The sequence below is a fragment of the Niastella koreensis GR20-10 genome (assembly GCF_000246855.1).
Classification (GTDB): Bacteria; Bacteroidota; Bacteroidia; order Chitinophagales; family Chitinophagaceae; genus Niastella; species Niastella koreensis.
Genome location: NC_016609.1, coordinates 833763 through 851337, shown reverse-complemented (window position 1 = coordinate 851337; position 17575 = coordinate 833763). Strand labels below are relative to the sequence as shown.

The following is a 17575-nucleotide window of genomic DNA, read 5'->3' as shown; positions in this document are numbered from 1 at the left end:
AAAAGAAAAATATGGCGATGTTGAGAATTGCACAAATAGCTCCGCTTATTGAATCGGTACCACCCAAATTATACGGGGGTACAGAGCGGGTAGTAGCTTATTTAACAGATGCACTGGTGAAATTAGGACATGATGTAACATTATTTGCATCGGGTGATTCAATAACCAAAGCCCGGTTGGTATCAGTAACGCCCACAGCGTTACGATTGAGTAATTGCGTAGATTTTATGGCCGGTAGCATGCTGCAATTGCAGGAGGTGATGGACCGCGCACACGAATTTGATCTGCTGCACTTTCATACTGATTATTTACATTTTCCTGTAACCCGCCGCAGTCATAAAAAAACACTCACCACTTTACACGGGCGGTTAGACATTCCGGAATTAAAACCATTGTATGAAAAGTTCAATGACATGCCGGTGGTGTCCATCTCCGATTCGCAAAGAGGGCCATTACCCATGGCTAACTGGATTGACACTGTATATCACGGTTTACCTGACGACCTGTATAAGTATGGTAAAGGCGAAGGGGACTATGTAGTTTTCCTGGGCAGGTTCTCCCCCGAAAAACGGGCAGACCGCGCCATTGAAATTGCGCGCCGCGCCAATGTGAAAATAAAGATCGCGGCCAAGGTAGATAAAGCAGATGAAAAGTATTTTGAAAAAGAGATCCGTCACCTGCTGGATCAACCTCATGTGGAATACCTGCAGGAAATTGGCGAAAGAGAAAAGGGTCCCTTGCTGGCCAATGCCCGGGCATTGTTGTTCCCTATAGACTGGCCGGAACCTTTTGGAATGGTGCTGATAGAAGCCATGGCCTGCGGTACGCCAATCATTGCTTTCAATCATGGCTCGGTAGCCGAGATTGTTGAACATGGTAAAACCGGCTTCATTGTAAACACCATGGAGAAAGCAGTGGAAGCATTAAAAAACATTCATCTAATAAACAGGGACACCTGTCGCGAAACGTTTGAAAGAAGGTTCAGCAACATAGTGATGGCACAGAATTATGTGCGCCTGTACGAAAAATTATTGCATAAACAATCCGAAAGATCGTACTACTTAACACCAGCGTATAGAAAATAAGTTCTAATCCAGTCATAAATTATCGTTTATGAAAAAGCACGACACCCTGGTAAAACTACATGACGACAAGTACTACATTCTCGCTTCTTCTTCGTATGCCGATGATCGTGTGCTCACGTTGAACTATGGCGATACGTTTGCCATCTTTGACCGGTGGGGTGATATAAAACAATTCGGGACCTGTTCGCAGGGCATTTATCACCAGGGCACCCGGTTCATCAGCGACATGGAGCTGGAAATAAATCACTACCGGCCTATGCTGCTCAGTTCCAATATAAAGAACGAGAATGAAATGCTATCGGTTGACCTCACCAATCCCGATATTAGCGGAGATCAAAATGTAGTAATACCCAAAGGCACGTTACACATTTCCCGCAGTAAATTTCTGCAGGATGGGGCCTGTCATGAATTGATCATTCTGTATAATTATGGTTCCGATTCGCATGAAATTGACCTGGAGCTGACGTTTGACGCCGACTTCAGAGACATTTTTGAAGTGCGGGGTATGGAAAGAAAAAAACGGGGCAAATTACAAGCCCCTTTTGCCTCCGGCAACAACCATATAGTGGTTTCCTATACTGGTCTTGACAATATTGAACGGCAAACCAACCTGCATTTTGATCCGGCGCCGGCTTTTATAAAAGACAATAAGATCACGTACAGGATCAAACTGGCGCCACAAGGTGGCGCCTTCAGCATCAACTGTACTTCGGTGTTTACCGTGTATGCAAATCCCGTACAATTTGAGTCCTATTTCATTGCCTATGATAAGATAAAAACGGGCATGGAAAAGAGTAAAGAAATGGTGGCGGAGATCTTTACCGATAATGAACAATTCAATAACTGGATCAACCGCTCGAAAAATGATCTGCTGTCGTTACTGGTGCAAACACCGTTTGGCAGTTATCCATATGCGGGTGTGCCCTGGTACAATACGGTATTTGGCCGGGATGGCACCTTCACTGCTTTGGAAACGCTTTGGGTAGCGCCTAATATTGCCAAAGGGGTTTTATTATACCAGGCGGCACGGCAGGCAACAAAACTGTTACCATTGCAGGATGCCGAGCCCGGAAAGATCTTACACGAAATAAGATCGGGCGAAATGGCCGAGACCGGTGAAATTCCTTTTAAACTGTATTATGGCAGCATCGATACCACGCCTTTATTCATTGTGCTGGCGGGCCAGTATTTAAGAAGGACCGACGATATAGATACCATCCGGAAGATCTGGGAGAATATTTTAAATGCACTTACCTGGATAAAAGTATATGGCGATATGGATGGGGATGGGTTTGTTGAATACCAGCGGAAAGCAGAAAGCGGTTTGGCCAACCAGGGCTGGAAAGACTCGCACGATTCCATCTCGCACGAGAATGGCGACCTGGCCAGTTTTCCCATTGCCCTTTGTGAAGTGCAGGGGTATGTGTACGATGCAAAAATACAGGCCGCTTATATGGCGCAACGGTTAGGCAACAACGAGATGGCCGAACAATTGACAAAAGAAGCCAGTGAGCTGAAAAAACATTTCAACGAAGTATTCTGGGATGAACAATTAGGTACGTATATCCTGGCGCTGGATGGCGACAAAAAGCCCTGCCGGGTAGTTGCCTCGAACGTAGGCCATTTATTGTATTCGGGTATTGCTACCACTGAACGGGCTGCGCAGGCGGCTAAAAAACTGATGAATGATGATATGTTCAATGGCTGGGGCGTTCGCACCTTATCTTCAAAAGCGGCGCGGTTTAACCCTATGTCATATCACAACGGATCGGTATGGCCGCACGATACCGCCATTGCCGCTTATGGCATGGCCCGCTATGGCATGATGGAACCTGCCATGCGGTTGATGCAGGGGCTGTTTGATGCATCACTGTTTATTGAACTGCAACGCCTGCCTGAATTATTCTGTGGCTTTCCGTTCAGACAGGGAGAAGCGCCTACCGCCTACCCTGTTGCCTGCTCCCCGCAAGCCTGGTCGGTGGCAGCGGTATTCCTGTTATTACAGGCCTGCCTGAGCATTTCCTTCGATGGCCATGAAAAAAAGCTCACCTTTTACAAACCCGTACTTCCGGATTATTTAAAAGAGATCAGGATCTCCAACCTGCGGTTTGGCAATGAACAGTTTGAACTGGATCTGATCAAGTATGAACATGATCTGGGCATTCATTTGATTAAGAAACCGGAGGGATGGGAGATTGTTACGATCAAATAGTTATTGAGTTCAGAGTTCCAGGTTCAGCGTTTCATTAACCCGGAACTTGGAACTCTGAACCTGGAACTTGGAACTTGGAACTCTGAACCTGGAACTTGGAACTTGGAACTTGGAACTCCGAACCTGGAACTTGGAACTTAAAACTTAACAAACCTGAACAACGTCCATACCAAGTAATAGCCCAAGCTTTTTAATCTTCGAAACAACATGCCCTACCCCTACTGCACAATGATGTGCCGGGCCGTGGCTGTTCCAGTCATTTACAAAACGGCGGGCGCCGATGGAGAATTTATAGCGGCTGTTGGTATTGCCTATTTCCAGGATGGGACCGGGAACGGATTCCGCTTCTGCGGTTAATAACAGCAGCTTTCCATTTCCCTGTTGTACAACCGACAATAAAGTAACCGGTCCGTTCTTTACCGACATCTCTACCGATAAACCGCGCCCTATTTTGCCATGATACACATACAGCGGCCGTACTTTGGTTTTCCCTTCGGCAATGGCAATATGCCCCGGACCATCGTGCCCCATCAGAACAATATCTTCCTTAAAATCCATGGCATAGTACTCGGTAAATGAACCGCCGGCGCCAAAGCTGTCCATGATCTTCATCGCCTGTGCATTCTTGATCTCGTATTCACCGGCCACGGGAATACCGCGGGCTGACAATAAAGAATTACCCAGGATGATGGAGCTGATGGCATCTTCATTATCGTGGTTACCGGTTCCCTTGTAATAATATGCCATGGAGCCTAACTGATATTGCTCCGTAAGACGGTCCAGCGCAATGGAAGTACGCGCGGCGCGTTGCAGTTCTTCTGTTGAACAATCATTTTGTACATCAAACGTGGCGTAAAATAATTGTACGCGATCGTCTATTTCTTTATCCGTCACCGAGCGGCGCAAGGCAGCCAGCTCATCCACCTCAATCAGTTCTATATGTCCGCCAAAGAAGCGGTATTGTTGGGTAAGGTCGGAGTAAATATCCAGCATACCGCTGTAATAATGGCCCATACAACCCAGGCGGTTAAACGACATGGTGTGGGCAACTTTAGCAGCTTCTACCCATTCGAGTATTTCCTTCCAGCACACTTCGTCGTTGCGCAGCATGCCGGTTACCTGGTAAAACTGTACGCCGGTGCGCAGGAATACATTGGCAATTTCCGGTACGGGACAGGCCGAACAATAAGCCAGCCATTCCCCCGTCATGCGGGTACGGTCGTTCATTTTATTGAAGGCGGCATAATCGATCGCCGCTTCGGGCGACAGGTTCAGCACAATCACCGGTACTTTGGCCTGCTGTACCACCGGCAATACGGTCGATGATAAGGCATATGTGGTTACGTACAGGAAGATAATATTCACGCCTTCCGTTCTGAAACGGTAACCGGCTTCAAAGGCTTTATCGGCCGTATCAACCAGACCGGCATTTACGATGTGGGGGTGCAGCGCAGCAATGCGTTCATGCACTTCGTGCAGATAGCCTTCCAGCCGTTCTTTTAATCCGTTAAACTGAGGCCAGTAAGTATCCAGTCCAATCCCGAATAAACCAATTTTAAATGCAGGGGTAGTCTTCATGTTTATCTATACGCAAAAGGAAGCTTGTACCACTAGTGGGAGGGAAAAAGGGGCAGAGGGCAGGGTAAAAAGGCAAAGGGCAAAAAAGAAACCCCGCATGTTGGCGGGGTTCTCACAAATATTGTTCAGTTATTCCTACAACGAAACTTTATACTTCGTTACGGTGTGGTATTTCTGTCCTGGTTTCAGGATGGTAGTTGGGAAGTTGGGTTTGTTGGGAGAATCAGGGAAATGCTGGGTTTCCAAACAAAGTGCGGTGCGCAATTTGACGGGATGACCGCCGCTTGTAAACGTACCATCGAGGAAGTTACCACTGTAAAACTGCAGACCAGGCTCAGTGGTATATACTTCCAGTTTACGGCCGCTGGTAGTGTCAGATAAAGTAGCTACCAGTTGCAGGGTGCTGTCTTTACGGTTCAACACAAAGTTGTGGTCATAACCGCCGGGTACCTGGTCGATGCGGGCGCCAATGGTTTCAGCTTTTGTAAAATCAAATGGCGTTCCTTTTACCGGTTTGATCTCGCCGGTAGGGATCAACGTGGTATCAACCGGGGTATATTTATCAGCATCGATCTGCAGGCTGTGATTCAGGATAGTGTTCTCCGTGCTGCCAGTGAGGTTGAAATAACTGTGGTTGGTTAAGTTAACCGGTGTGGCTTTATCGGTTTCAGCTGAGTAGTCGATATTCAGGGCGCCATCGTCAGTTAAGGTATACACCACCGTTACTTTCAGGTTGCCGGGGAACCCCTCTTCACCATCTTTGCTCAGGTAGCTTAAGGTAAGCGCCGGCGTGCTGTCGGCAGCAGGGGTTGCATCCCACACTTGTTTATCGAAACCTTTGTTACCGCCATGCAGGTTATTTTTTCCGTTATTGGCGGCTAAGGTATAGGTTTTACCATCGAGTTTGAATTTGGCATCGCCAATGCGGTTGCCATAACGGCCAATGAGCGCACCAAAGTAAGGTGGCTTTTTCAGGTACTCCGCCAGGCTTTCCATTCCCACTACGATGCTTGATTTGTTGCCGTTTTTATCCGGAGTGACCCATGATGTTACCACGCCGCCATAGTTGGTGATGGTTACGGTAACACCGTTTTTATTGGTAAGGGTAAACAACTGTACTTTTTTTCCATCTGTTTCACCCCAATCTTTTGAGGTAACGCCTGCTTTAATCATTTCCTGAGATTTTTCTGTTGAAGGTTGTTTGTTTTCGCCGCCGCAGGATGCTACGCCGGTAAGCAGCGCAAGCAAGACTACATGGCAAATCAATTTGTTCATATGGTATCCCTTATTGAGTTGATAAAATAGGTTTTTGAAAACTTGTCAAATATCTGGATATTTTCTGAAAACAGCGGTAAGCTTTAAGCTATAAGCCGTAAGCCATCGCGGCCAGGTTGCATTGGCTTATAGCTTACAGCTTATGGCTTACAGCTTATGGCTTACAGCTAATTCTTTAACTCCAGCACAACCACCGAGAAAGGCGGCATTTTTACGCTAAGCGTTTTGCCTTTTAAAGCCGCGCCCTGGAATGCCGCGGGTTTTATTTTAGCAGGCTGTTCAAAGCTGTTATAGTCCTGCAGTTTAGCAGAAGCCAGGATACGGCCGCCAACGGTTTTATAATTCCCGCCTTCCAATGTGATATTGATGTCCTGCGTGTTCTTTGAATCGATATTCACCAGCGAAATATGCATGGCCCCGGTAGAGTCCTTTGAAGCCGAAGCAGAAACAGCCGGTAATTTTTCATTGCCCAACACATAATCGTTGCACTTGATGGTCAAAGGTACCAGTTTAGCATTTTGGTGCACATTATACATTTCCATTACGTGATAGGTAGGTGTCAGGATCAGTTTTTCTTCATTGGTGAGAATAACAGCCTGCAGCACGTTGATGGCCTGCGCCAGGTTGGCCATGCGCACGCGGTCGCAATGGTTATGGAAGATGTTCAGGGTGCAACCGGCTATCATGGCATCGCGCATGGTGTTTTGCTGATACAGGAAACCGGGATTGGTGCCAGGCTCCACATCGTACCAGCCGCCCCACTCATCCACTACCAGGGCTACCCGTTTTTCAGGATCGTATTTATCCATAATGGCGGAATGCTTTATTACCAGGGAATCCATGAACAGGGCCTGTTTCATGATCTGAAAATATTGCTGTTCGTTAAAATCAATGGCCGGGCCTTTTTTATTCCAGTTAATTACCGAATAGTGATGCAGCGCCACCCCGCCCAGCATATTGAGCGGGATCTTTTTCATCAGCACTTCCGTCCAGTTATAATCTTTTGAATTGGCGCCGGAAGCTATGCGGAATATTTTAGTTTCATTTGACCCTGCCGGCATAAAGGTGGCATACTGGCGATATACATCGGCATAGTGCTCAGGCGTCATATTACCACCACAACCCCAGGCTTCATTGCCCACACCCCAGAACGTTACATGCCAGGGTTTTTCGCGGCCATTCTGTTGACGCTGATCACTCATAGGGCTTTTACCGTTGAAGTTTACATACTGCACCCAATCGGTGAGCTCCTGCACAGTACCACTGCCTACATTACCCGCCAGGTAAGGCTCTGTGCCGATGAGTTCGCACATATTTAAAAAATCGTGGGTACCGAAGCTGTTGTCTTCCGTAACCCCGCCCCACCAGGCATTTACCATGGTGGGCCTTTTGTCCTTGGGGCCAATCCCATCTTTCCAGTGATAGGTATCGGCAAAACAACCGCCCGGCCAGCGCAGGTTGGCGATCTTTAATTTTTTCAGGGCGTCTATAACATCATTGCGTACCCCATTTGTATTGGGGATCTTTGTGTTGCCCTCACCCACATAAAAACCACCATAAATACAATGGCCCAGGTGCTCGGCAAAATGGCCATAAATATTCTTGTTGATGGTGGTTGTAGCAGCATCTACATTAAAGGTCAGGTTGTTTTGGGCAGGCGAGTTTAAAGCAAACAGTGTTGTACAAGCAAAAAGCAAGCGTTTCATGTAAGAACTTTAAAATGAATAATTAATGAATGTAACGTATTGGTAGCGTATAGAAAGGATGACAGCAGTCGGCATAGCAATCGTTTTTTATTTAGCACCGTGAAACTAAGACAAAACAACATATCTGTCAATTTTACACTTATCTTTTTTTAGAACCAGCCAGCAAGGGAACGAGGCAACAAGGCAACGAGTAATTGTGTAAACGTTTTCAATTATGATATCCGGGAGCTAAGGTAAAGTTATTTAGCTTGTAGGTTATTGAGTTATCGCGGCGGCGTGTTGATTGTCCGCCTTGTGGGATGGATCCTTGGTTTTTGCCTTCTGCCCTTTGCCTCACTGCCTTTTCACCCGATGTCTTGTTGCCTCGCTGCCTCGTTGCCTTGTTCCCTTTTCCGTAACTTTGAACCATGCAACCATCAGTGGCCCATATTATAATAAAAAAGATCAATGCCGGTGAGCAAACAGAGGTAGAGGATGAACTGGCCGTGGAGGAACCGCTTGAAATACAGCTGGGTTGGCAGGGACCTGCCGGGTTTACACAAAAAAATATTTCAGTAACCATGCGCACCCCGGGGAACGATGCGGAACTGGCGGCAGGTTTCCTGTTTACCGAAGGCATTGTTCAACACATTGATCAAATACAACATATACTACCGCAGGAAAACAGCGTACTGGTTATGCTGAAACCTGGTGTGATACCACAATTACAACAGGCCGAACGGAACTTCTTTACCACCTCCAGTTGCGGCGTTTGCGGCAAAACAGGTATCGATGCCATTAAAACGGTGCCGGTGTTCACCCAACAAAGGGAAAACCTGACGGTGCCTCACGGTTTGTTTTACGGATTGCAACACACCCTGCAACAAAAACAGGTGGTATTTGAAAGCACCGGCGGATTGCATGCTGCGGGCCTCTTTACTTTACAGGGCGAGTGTGAATTGCTGCGGGAGGATGTAGGCCGCCATAATGCCGTTGATAAAGTAATTGGCGCTGCCTTGCAAAACGGGCAATTGCCACTACACCAATTCATATTGCTCCTGAGCGGCCGTGCAGGCTTTGAACTGATCCAGAAAGCGGTGATGGCTGGCATACAGGTTATAGCAGCTGTGGGAGCGCCCAGCAGTTTGGCGGTGCAACTGGCAGCGGAACATAATATTACTTTAATTGGCTTTTTGCGAAAGGATAGGTTTAATGTGTATAGCGGGGCGGAGAGAGTGAGTTGTGAGTAGTGAGTTGTCAGTAGTGAGTGGGTTCCCGATTTCTCAGACGTCTCAATAATCGCGAGTATACTCACAACTCACTACTCACTACTCACTACTCACATTTTTCGTTACAAAAGCAGAACAATCTTAAAATGAGTGACTCCAATTTAAATAAAGGCGCTGAAAATCCTGAACGTTTCACCGGCTTACACCTGGGGCCTATAAAGAAAGCGGCGGCGGGCATACCAGCCATTGTGGAAGCGTTAAAACAAGTGGTGGGGGAAGCCGGCGCTGCCCGTGGATTGAAGGCGCTGACCCATATGAACCAGAAAGGCGGGTTTGATTGTCCCAGTTGCGCCTGGCCCGACCCGGACGATGACCGTTCCACCCTGGGTGAATATTGCGAAAATGGCGCAAAAGCCGTTGCAGAAGAGGCTACGGTTAAAAAATTAACGCCTGCGTTCTTTGCTGAAAACAGTGTGCAGGATCTGGCCACCCTTACCGATTATGAAATAGGCCGCAAAGGACGCATTGCGCAACCCATGTTCCTGCCGCATGGCGCCACGCATTATCAGCCCATCACCTGGGAAGATGCCTTCCACAAAATAGGCGCCGCTTTAAATAAATTATCCAGCCCCAATGAGGCCATCTTTTATACTTCGGGCCGCACCAGTAATGAAGCGGCCTTCTTATACCAGCTTTTTGTTCGTGCCTATGGCACCAACAACCTGCCCGATTGCAGCAATATGTGTCATGAAAGCAGTGGCGTAGCCCTGGGCGAATCGCTGGGGATTGGGAAAGGATCGGTAAAACTGGAAGATTTCTATGAAGCGGAGGTGATCATCATTCTCGGCCAAAACCCAGGCACCAATCACCCCCGCATGCTCACCGCCTTACAAAAAGCCAAGGCAAACGGCGCTTGCATTATAGCGGTAAACCCGTTGCCCGAAACGGGGTTGATGGGTTTTAACAACCCGCAATCAGTAAAAGGTTTGCTGGGCATGGATACGCACCTCACCGATATTTTTCTACCGGTGATCATCAATGGCGATATGGCCCTGCTGAAAGCAGTTGAATACTACTTGTGGCAACACGAACAAAATGAACCGGGCAAAGTATTCGATCATGCGTTTATTGAGCAAAATACCGCCGGTTTTAACGATTTCATCAATGACCTGCAACAACAAAAACCCGAACAGTTGGCACAGGCCTGCGGCATTTCGTTACCACAGATCAGGGAAGTAGCCGACCTGCTGAAAGATAAAACAAAGATCATTGCCTGCTGGGCCATGGGGCTTACGCAACATGTAAATGCGGTTGACACCATTAAGGAAATTGTAAACCTGTTATTGCTGAAAGGCAGTATAGGTAAACCCGGTGCAGGTACCTGCCCCGTACGTGGACACAGCAATGTACAGGGCGACCGCACCATGGGTATTTTTGAAAAGCCTTCGCAACAATTACTGGATAGTATTGCCGCCAACTTTCAGTTTACCCCACCCGCTAAACACGGGTATGATGTGGTGGAAGCCATCAAGGCCATGCATGGCGGCAAAGCATCGGTGTTTTTTGCCATGGGCGGCAACTTCTTATCGGCCACGCCCGATACGTTGTATACGGCTGCTGCGCTGCGCAAATGCACCTTAACGGTTCATGTATCTACCAAGCTTAACCGCAGCCACCTGGTGCATGGGCATGAAGCACTGATACTGCCCTGCCTGGGCCGCAGCGATAAAGACTGGATGAACGGAGCAGAACAAATTGTTTCGTGCGAAAATTCCATGGGAGTTATTCAATTGTCCAAAGGCGTATTGCCACCCGTGTCGGACCAGTTATTGAGTGAGCCGGTTATTGTTTGCCGGCTGGCCAAAGCCACCCTTGGCAATCGCAGCACGGTTGACTGGGATAAATATTTACAACACTACGACTATATACGGGAAGACATCGAGCGCACCATTCCCGGGTTTGGAGATTACAACAAACGGTTACGGGACCCGGGTGGATTTTATTTACCTAACTGCAACCGTGACGGTGCTTTTAATACGCTCTCGAAGAAAGCGCATTTTAACATCGCGCCCATTCATACTATTCACCTGCACGAGGGCGAATTGGTGATGATGACCATCCGCAGCCACGACCAGTTTAATACTACTATTTATGGGTTAGACGACCGGTACCGGGGTATTTATAAAGAGCGCCGGGTAATACTGATGAACCAGGGCGATATGAACCAGCGCAATTTAAAACAGGGGGATGTGGTTGACCTGTACAATCATCACGGTGGTGTGGAGCGGGTAGCGCACAAATTCATTGTAGTGCCCTATCCTATTCCGCCAACATGTGCGGCTACTTATTTTCCTGAAACCAATGTGTTGGTACCTGTAAATAATGTTGCTAAGAAGAGTAATACGCCTGTTTCCAAGGCGGTAGTAATTACGGTGAAGAAGGTTAGTTAGTTCGTAGGTTATTAGGTTGGTAGGTTATTAAGTTTTGAACTCAGGAACCTAAGAACTTAATAACCTAATAACTATTCCATCAGGAACTAATTAAACAGGCTCTGAGATTCTCTGTTTTGTAACGAAGTTTCCCACTCCAATAACATATCCAGGGTGCCTTCCATATTGATGATCATCTTTTCGGTGCAGGTGATCAGGGTATCGAGGTAATACGCGATGTGCGAGATAACCTGTACCCGGCTCTTGCTGTTTTCCTGCTCGGTTTCTTTTTGCAGCAACAGATGAAAGTATTGATAAAATTCTCCCACCTGGAACAGGAAGTCTTCAATAATACTGTGCATGGTGGCCACTTCTTCACTGTCTACCGACTGGTTAACGGCAAAGCTGGTTTCATCAAAATAACAGGCGTTTAAATTGCCGAGCAATAATTCCCGGCCATTGGTATCATACTCATTTACCAACTCAAGGAACGATCCCAGTAATTCAAGCAGGTGTTTATAATATTGGGCAGTAAAAGGTTCGGCGCTGGCATGGCTGGTGCACTCGTGTTGTATTTCTTTGATAAAAGCTAACAGGCGTTGCGCGTCCATGCTGTCTTTTTGGGTAAGCTTTGCCAACAGGCGATCGATAATATCATTATCGAACATTTGTTCGTTAAGGGCGCTGCCCAGCACATTCATTTCTGCATCACTCATCCGGTTGTAGGGGCTGATAACGATCTGCTCGTAGGGTTTTTCTTCAGCGCAGAAAGTAACAGGTTGTTCCTGCCTGAATTGTTTGGTGAAGCTGCTGTTGAAAGGATAGCTGGACATAAACAGTGATTTTTAATTGAAGGATGAAAACCACATTACAATATTACAACGAACGGTCAGCGGAATACAAGTATATAAGCCTGTAATCGATGTTGTTACTGGTTAATATACCAGCCTCTAATCATTACTATGTATGACATAGGGGCTTTAGGGAAGTTTAATGGTGGGATCGTGCAGTAATATAACGATAGAGTTGAAACAGATATTGAGTGACCTCCTTAAAATTGTTATAGCTAACTGATTTGCAGCAAAGGAATACCCACTCACCTTTAACGGCAATCACATTAAAGTTGTGATGATGGTCATTGTTAAAGTTTGCTGGTCATGATATATTTGATAAAAGGACCCAAAAAGAAACCGACGCGGTGACGTTTGACCAACTATATCAAAAGTATAGCCATGAAAATATCTCCTTTGCAAATCACAACCAGATCTACCTTTCGCGATGTAAGCACTTTACATATTTCAAGCCCGGAGTTTGAAACCAACGGGTTTATTCCTTCCCGGTTTACCTGTGACGGCGCCAATGTGAATCCCCCGTTGGATATTGTTGATATTCCTGCAGTTACAAAAAGTCTGGCGCTGATAATGGAGGATCCCGATGCGCCCATCAGGCCCTGGGTGCACTGGCTGGCCTGGAATATGCCGGTGGCGCACCATATAAAAGAGGACACCCTGTTTAAAGAACAGGGAATCAACGACTTCAGGGAGAACCGGTATGGCGGGCCCTGTCCGCCTTACGGCGTTCACCGCTACTTTTTTAAAGTGTACGCTTTGGATGTACAATTGACACTTACTCCCAGAACCGACAGGAAGGATTTAGAAAGGGCGATGGATGGGCATATTTTGGCTTATGGGGAGCTGGTTGGGAAGTATATGAGGAGATAGTTGATAAAGGCAAATTTCTGAATCCCGATAGCTATCGGGAGCCCTCTGCCCTCTGCCGGTTCGCTTTACCAACTTGTTTTTTAAGTTCCCCTTCCAATAGCCGTTCAATAAGGTGCATTCTTACAATTTTTTTACTGATACCGGTATGCGCACAGAACTCATCTACAGTGATTGCTTCTTTTTTTGATTTACCATATAGACTGCGTAGGGATGACATTTCCTGCCGGGCTTCGGCATAAGGGAGCGATAAGATGCGGGTAATATCAATGGTGTAAATATGCCATTGTTTAAAAAATGCCTTTGTAGCCTTGGGAATTGTACTAAAACACGGAAGCTCCTGTAAGCGAACACGCGTAATGGGTGCGGTCATACTGAGGTGTACGTTTATGTTTTTGCCAATAACGGCTTACGCTTACTAATCAGAATGCCTGCCAGAACCTGATGAATACAACCTCTACCGATACCTGAATTGTAAAGGCTGTAGCTAATTTACAACTTTTAGGCATAAACGGTGCAAATCAAACAGACAATTGATAATAATCAATTTAATGACGTCCTTTTAGACACATCTCAATTCAGTGCCGGCCTCCCCGGCTCCGCCAGCTGGCTGAAGGGGGGAAATGTTAATAATTATCTCCAGCTAACCTTCTGGCATAAAAATTATGTGATTATCAGATACATAATTGGCGAACATGGAACCTACAAAACAAGCTTTCAACGAAAAATTGCATTGGTATAAAGACGCCATTATTTACGAGCTGCACATCAAAGCGTTTTGTGACAGCAATGGGGATGGCATTGGTGATTTTGGCGGCCTGATGCAAAAATTGGATTATTTGCAGGAATTAGGGGTAAATGCAATCTGGTTACTGCCGTTTTACCCTTCCCCCCTGCGCGACGATGGGTACGATATTGCCGATTATTATAACATTAACCAATCGTATGGGAATATTACCCAGCTAAAAACGCTGTTGCACGAAGCCCACCAGCGCAACCTGAAGATTATTACCGAACTGGTCATCAACCACACCTCCGACCAGCACCCGTGGTTTCAAAGGGCGCGTTCGGCCCCCAAGGGCTCGCCTGAAAGAGATTATTATGTTTGGACAGATGATCCTTCCCAATATAAAGACGTGCGCATCATTTTCCAGGACTTCGAGGCCTCCAACTGGACCTGGGACCCCCTGGCGGAACAATATTACTGGCATCGCTTTTTTCATCACCAGCCCGATCTGAATTACGACAATCCGCTGGTGCAACAGGAAGTGTTCAACATGATCGATTTCTGGTGTAATATGGGGGTGGATGGTTTTCGCCTGGATGCAGTTCCTTATTTGTACGAGCGGGAAGGCACCAATGGGGAGAACCTGCCCGAAACGCATGCCTTCCTGAAACGGTTACGGGCACATGTGGATGCCAAATTTCCCGGCACCGTTTTGCTGGCAGAGGCCAATATGTGGCCGGAAGATTCCGCCTCTTATTTTGGCGATGGCGATGAATGTCACATGAACTATCACTTCCCGGTAATGCCGCGCATGTTTATGGCATTACAAATGGAAGACCGCTACCCCATCACCGATATTTTCGATCAAACGCCCGCCATTCCACCCACCTGTCAGTGGGCCATCTTCCTGCGCAACCATGATGAGCTTACGTTGGAAATGGTTACCGATGAAGAGCGGGACTATATGTATAAAGTGTATGCTAAGGATCCCAAGGCCCGCATTAACCTCGGCATCCGGCACCGGCTGGCGCCTTTAATGGAAAACAACCGCGAAAAAATTGAATTGCTCAACACATTGCTGTTCGCACTGCCCGGCACCCCGGTGATCTATTATGGCGATGAAATTGGCATGGGCGATAACTATTACCTGGGCGATCGCGATGGCGTTCGCACCCCCATGCAATGGTCGCCCGACCGCAATGCAGGGTTCTCGCATGCCAATCCGCACCAACTGTATCTGCCGCTGATCCTTGACCCGGAATACCATTACGAATCGGTGAATGTGGAAATGCAGCGCCGCAATACCTCGTCACTGTTCTGGTTTATGAAACGCATGATAAACATGCGTAAAAAACACAAAGCATTTGGCCGGGGCGATCTTACCTTTCTGAATGTTGACAATCCGAAAGTGCTTGCCTTTTTGCGGAAGTATGAGGATGAAACATTGTTAATTGTAGTAAACCTCTCCAAGTTTGCCCAGGTGGCAGAAGTGCCGCTGGAAGGATATAAAGGTTTTGCCCTGATAGAGCTGATGAGCCGGAATAAGTTTCCGGCCATTGGTAAAGCAGAAACTTATTTCTTTACGCTGGCGCCACATACCTGTCTGTGGTTCTCCCTGGAAAAAGCACATCCGGATTTTGATGAAAAAAAGTCGATCCCGTTAATCCAGATAAACGAGTTTAAAGACATTGTAAATAAAGATTACCAGGCAGAACTGGAGAATGACATTTTACCGGCCTACCTCAAACAATCCAGGTGGTTTACCGGCAGGGCGCGGGCCATCCACAATGTGGAGATCATTCAGCAGGGCAACGTTCCCTCTTCACCTGAAGCGTCGCTGTTATTGGTTGAGGTAACCTACGAAAGCGGGTTACCGGAACTGTACCGGCTAATAGTCACTTTTGTTCAGAATGCAGTGGCTAAAAAACTAACCGACAGTTTTCCGCATTCCGTTATTGCCCATATGCACGTGAAAGGGCAGGAAGGAATTTTATGCGATGCCTTGTATGTTACTACCTTTCAACAATGGCTTTTCAAAAACCTCCTGCAAAATCAAACAATGGTCTTCAAAGAAAATATCCAGATAAAATTCTATAACAATGGCGCCCTGAGTACATACGTAGCCCAGCATGATGACATAAAGCCAAAAATATTTGAGGGTAACCGTTACCAGATCGCCATTACCTATGATAACAGTTTCTTTTTAACTATCTACCGGCGGGTTGACTATTACATCAATCCCGATGCAGAAATAACTCATTTCCTTAGTGAATACGCAAAATTCAAATATGTGCCCCCCTTCCTGGGCGCCATAGAATGGATGACAGACAAAGGTACGATCACCACCGGCATGTTACAAGTGATGATAGAGAACCATGGTAACGGCTACAGCTATATGCAGGAACGCGTTTATAATTATATTGAAAGGATTCTGGCGATGAAACAGGACAGCCTGCCTTCCTTTGAGTCAAAAGGCAATCTTGCCGATCCGGTGCCTTTTGAACAATTATCACCCGAATTAAAGGACCTGCTGGGCAGCCGCGCGGCAGAACAGGCGCGATTGATAGGGATGCGTACCGGCGAAATGCACCTGGCGCTGGCATCGGGCACTCACCTGAAAGATTTCAGACCTGAAGAATTCTCGCTGCATTATCAGCGGTCGTTGTATTCGGCCATGGTATCGCTGGTACGCGAAGTTTTTCAAAACCTGAAAAGAAATATTTCCCGGCTGCCCGGTGACCTGCAGCCCGAAGCGGAAGAATTATTGAAGCACCGCGATGAGGTATTAAAAGTCTTTAAAAAGATCTACGATAAAAAACTGGATGTATTGAAGATCCGCATCCATGGTTTTTATAACCTGAGCCAGATATTATTTACGGGAAAGGATATTGCCATAAAAGGATATGGCGGCGATCCCCTCAGGCCCTACAGCGAAAGAAGATTGAAGCGCTCGCCATTAATTGATGTGGCAACTATGTTACGATCTTTTCATAATGTAGTATTTGAAGGGTTTCATGCAAACCATCATATTCTTAAAGACAATATGCCCAAATACGTTCCATTCCTTCGTTTGTGGGCGCATTATATGGGTGGCTTTTTTATGAAAGCCTATCTTGACACAGTAAAAGGCAGCAAGTTTGTTCCGCCAGACAATGCCGATTTCAGGGTAATGCTGCAAACTTATTTACTGGAAAAATCATTGCTCGAATTGAACCATTCATTGAATGATGGATTGCATTCTATCATTATGCCGATGAGAACGATCAGGATGATTATTAAATAGTGAGTAGTCAGTAGTGAGTAGTCAGTAGTGAGTCGGTTTCCGATTTTTAGGACAACTGAACTTTAGCGAACCCACTCACTACTCACTATTCACAACTCACTATATTCATAAAAAAAGCGATCAGCCGGCTGGCTGATCGCTTTAATAAAACGTTGGTAGCTTGTAGTTAATTAAAACCTATTATGCTATCAGCGTTTGCTTAACCAATCAGGTTCTCGCGTTAAGATAACAGATTTATTCTGTATTTTCCGGCAGTTAGTTTCTGTCCCGTTCTTGCCTCTATTTACAACAATACCGTAACAGTTTTACTATCACCGTTCTTAACGGATCTCCATCTGGTAATTCTACTGTGAA

The 17575-nt window shown here is 46.5% G+C and carries 11 protein-coding genes; 6 read left to right on the top strand and 5 right to left on the bottom strand.

Going from position 1 to position 17575, the window contains the following annotated elements:
* Positions 1–11 precede the first annotated feature (11 nt).
* Both NIAKO_RS03475 and NIAKO_RS03470 read left to right on the top strand, forming a co-directional pair.
* Positions 12–1085, top strand: coding sequence for a glycosyltransferase family 4 protein (locus NIAKO_RS03475; RefSeq protein ID WP_014217010.1), 1074 nt, complete (start codon positions 12–14; stop codon positions 1083–1085).
* 28 nt (positions 1086–1113) lie between these two features.
* Positions 1114–3297 carry an amylo-alpha-1,6-glucosidase gene (locus tag NIAKO_RS03470; protein WP_014217009.1) on the top strand — a complete coding sequence of 728 codons (2184 nt, stop codon included), beginning with the start codon at positions 1114–1116 and terminating at the stop codon, positions 3295–3297.
* Between the two features lie 144 nt (positions 3298–3441).
* On the opposite strand, the gene NIAKO_RS03465 is transcribed toward NIAKO_RS03470, so the two are convergent.
* From NIAKO_RS03465 to NIAKO_RS03455, 3 genes are all read right to left on the bottom strand, one after another.
* The gene (locus NIAKO_RS03465) at positions 3442–4875 is read right to left on the bottom strand and encodes an arabinose isomerase (RefSeq protein WP_014217008.1); all 1434 of its coding nucleotides are present in this window, start codon (positions 4873–4875) and stop codon (positions 3442–3444) included.
* Positions 4876–5010: 135 nt separating this feature from the next.
* Positions 5011–6150 carry an aldose epimerase family protein gene (locus tag NIAKO_RS03460; protein ID WP_014217007.1) on the bottom strand — a complete coding sequence of 380 codons (1140 nt, stop codon included), beginning with the start codon at positions 6148–6150 and terminating at the stop codon, positions 5011–5013.
* 167 nt (positions 6151–6317) lie between these two features.
* Positions 6318–7856 (bottom strand): alpha-N-arabinofuranosidase, encoded by a 1539-nt coding sequence (locus tag NIAKO_RS03455; RefSeq protein WP_014217006.1) that lies wholly within the window; start codon positions 7854–7856, stop codon positions 6318–6320.
* A 407-nt stretch (positions 7857–8263) separates the two neighbouring features.
* On the opposite strand from NIAKO_RS03455, the gene fdhD reads away from it, so the two are divergent.
* Together fdhD and NIAKO_RS03445 are read left to right on the top strand one after the other, a co-directional pair.
* A complete protein-coding gene (gene fdhD / locus NIAKO_RS03450; protein ID WP_014217005.1) occupies positions 8264–9085 on the top strand; it encodes a formate dehydrogenase accessory sulfurtransferase FdhD in 822 nt (273 codons plus the stop codon).
* A 125-nt stretch (positions 9086–9210) separates the two neighbouring features.
* Entirely contained in the window at positions 9211–11514 is a 2304-nt protein-coding gene (locus NIAKO_RS03445; protein WP_014217004.1) for an FdhF/YdeP family oxidoreductase, read from the top strand.
* Positions 11515–11600: 86 nt separating this feature from the next.
* On the opposite strand, the gene NIAKO_RS03440 is transcribed toward NIAKO_RS03445, so the two are convergent.
* The gene (locus tag NIAKO_RS03440; protein ID WP_014217003.1) at positions 11601–12326 is read right to left on the bottom strand and encodes a hypothetical protein; all 726 of its coding nucleotides are present in this window, start codon (positions 12324–12326) and stop codon (positions 11601–11603) included.
* Positions 12327–12725: 399 nt separating this feature from the next.
* Here NIAKO_RS03440 and NIAKO_RS03435 point away from each other — a divergent pair, with 399 nt between their 5' ends.
* Positions 12726–13214 (top strand): YbhB/YbcL family Raf kinase inhibitor-like protein, encoded by a 489-nt coding sequence (locus NIAKO_RS03435; RefSeq protein ID WP_014217002.1) that lies wholly within the window; start codon positions 12726–12728, stop codon positions 13212–13214.
* 31 nt (positions 13215–13245) lie between these two features.
* On the opposite strand, the gene NIAKO_RS03430 is transcribed toward NIAKO_RS03435, so the two are convergent.
* Positions 13246–13584, bottom strand: a complete 339-nt coding sequence (locus tag NIAKO_RS03430; protein ID WP_014217001.1) for a hypothetical protein — start codon at positions 13582–13584, stop codon at positions 13246–13248.
* A gap of 322 nt (positions 13585–13906) precedes the next feature.
* Here NIAKO_RS03430 and treS point away from each other — a divergent pair, with 322 nt between their 5' ends.
* Positions 13907–17221 carry a maltose alpha-D-glucosyltransferase gene (gene treS / locus NIAKO_RS03425; protein ID WP_014217000.1) on the top strand — a complete coding sequence of 1105 codons (3315 nt, stop codon included), beginning with the start codon at positions 13907–13909 and terminating at the stop codon, positions 17219–17221.
* Positions 17222–17575 lie beyond the last annotated feature (354 nt).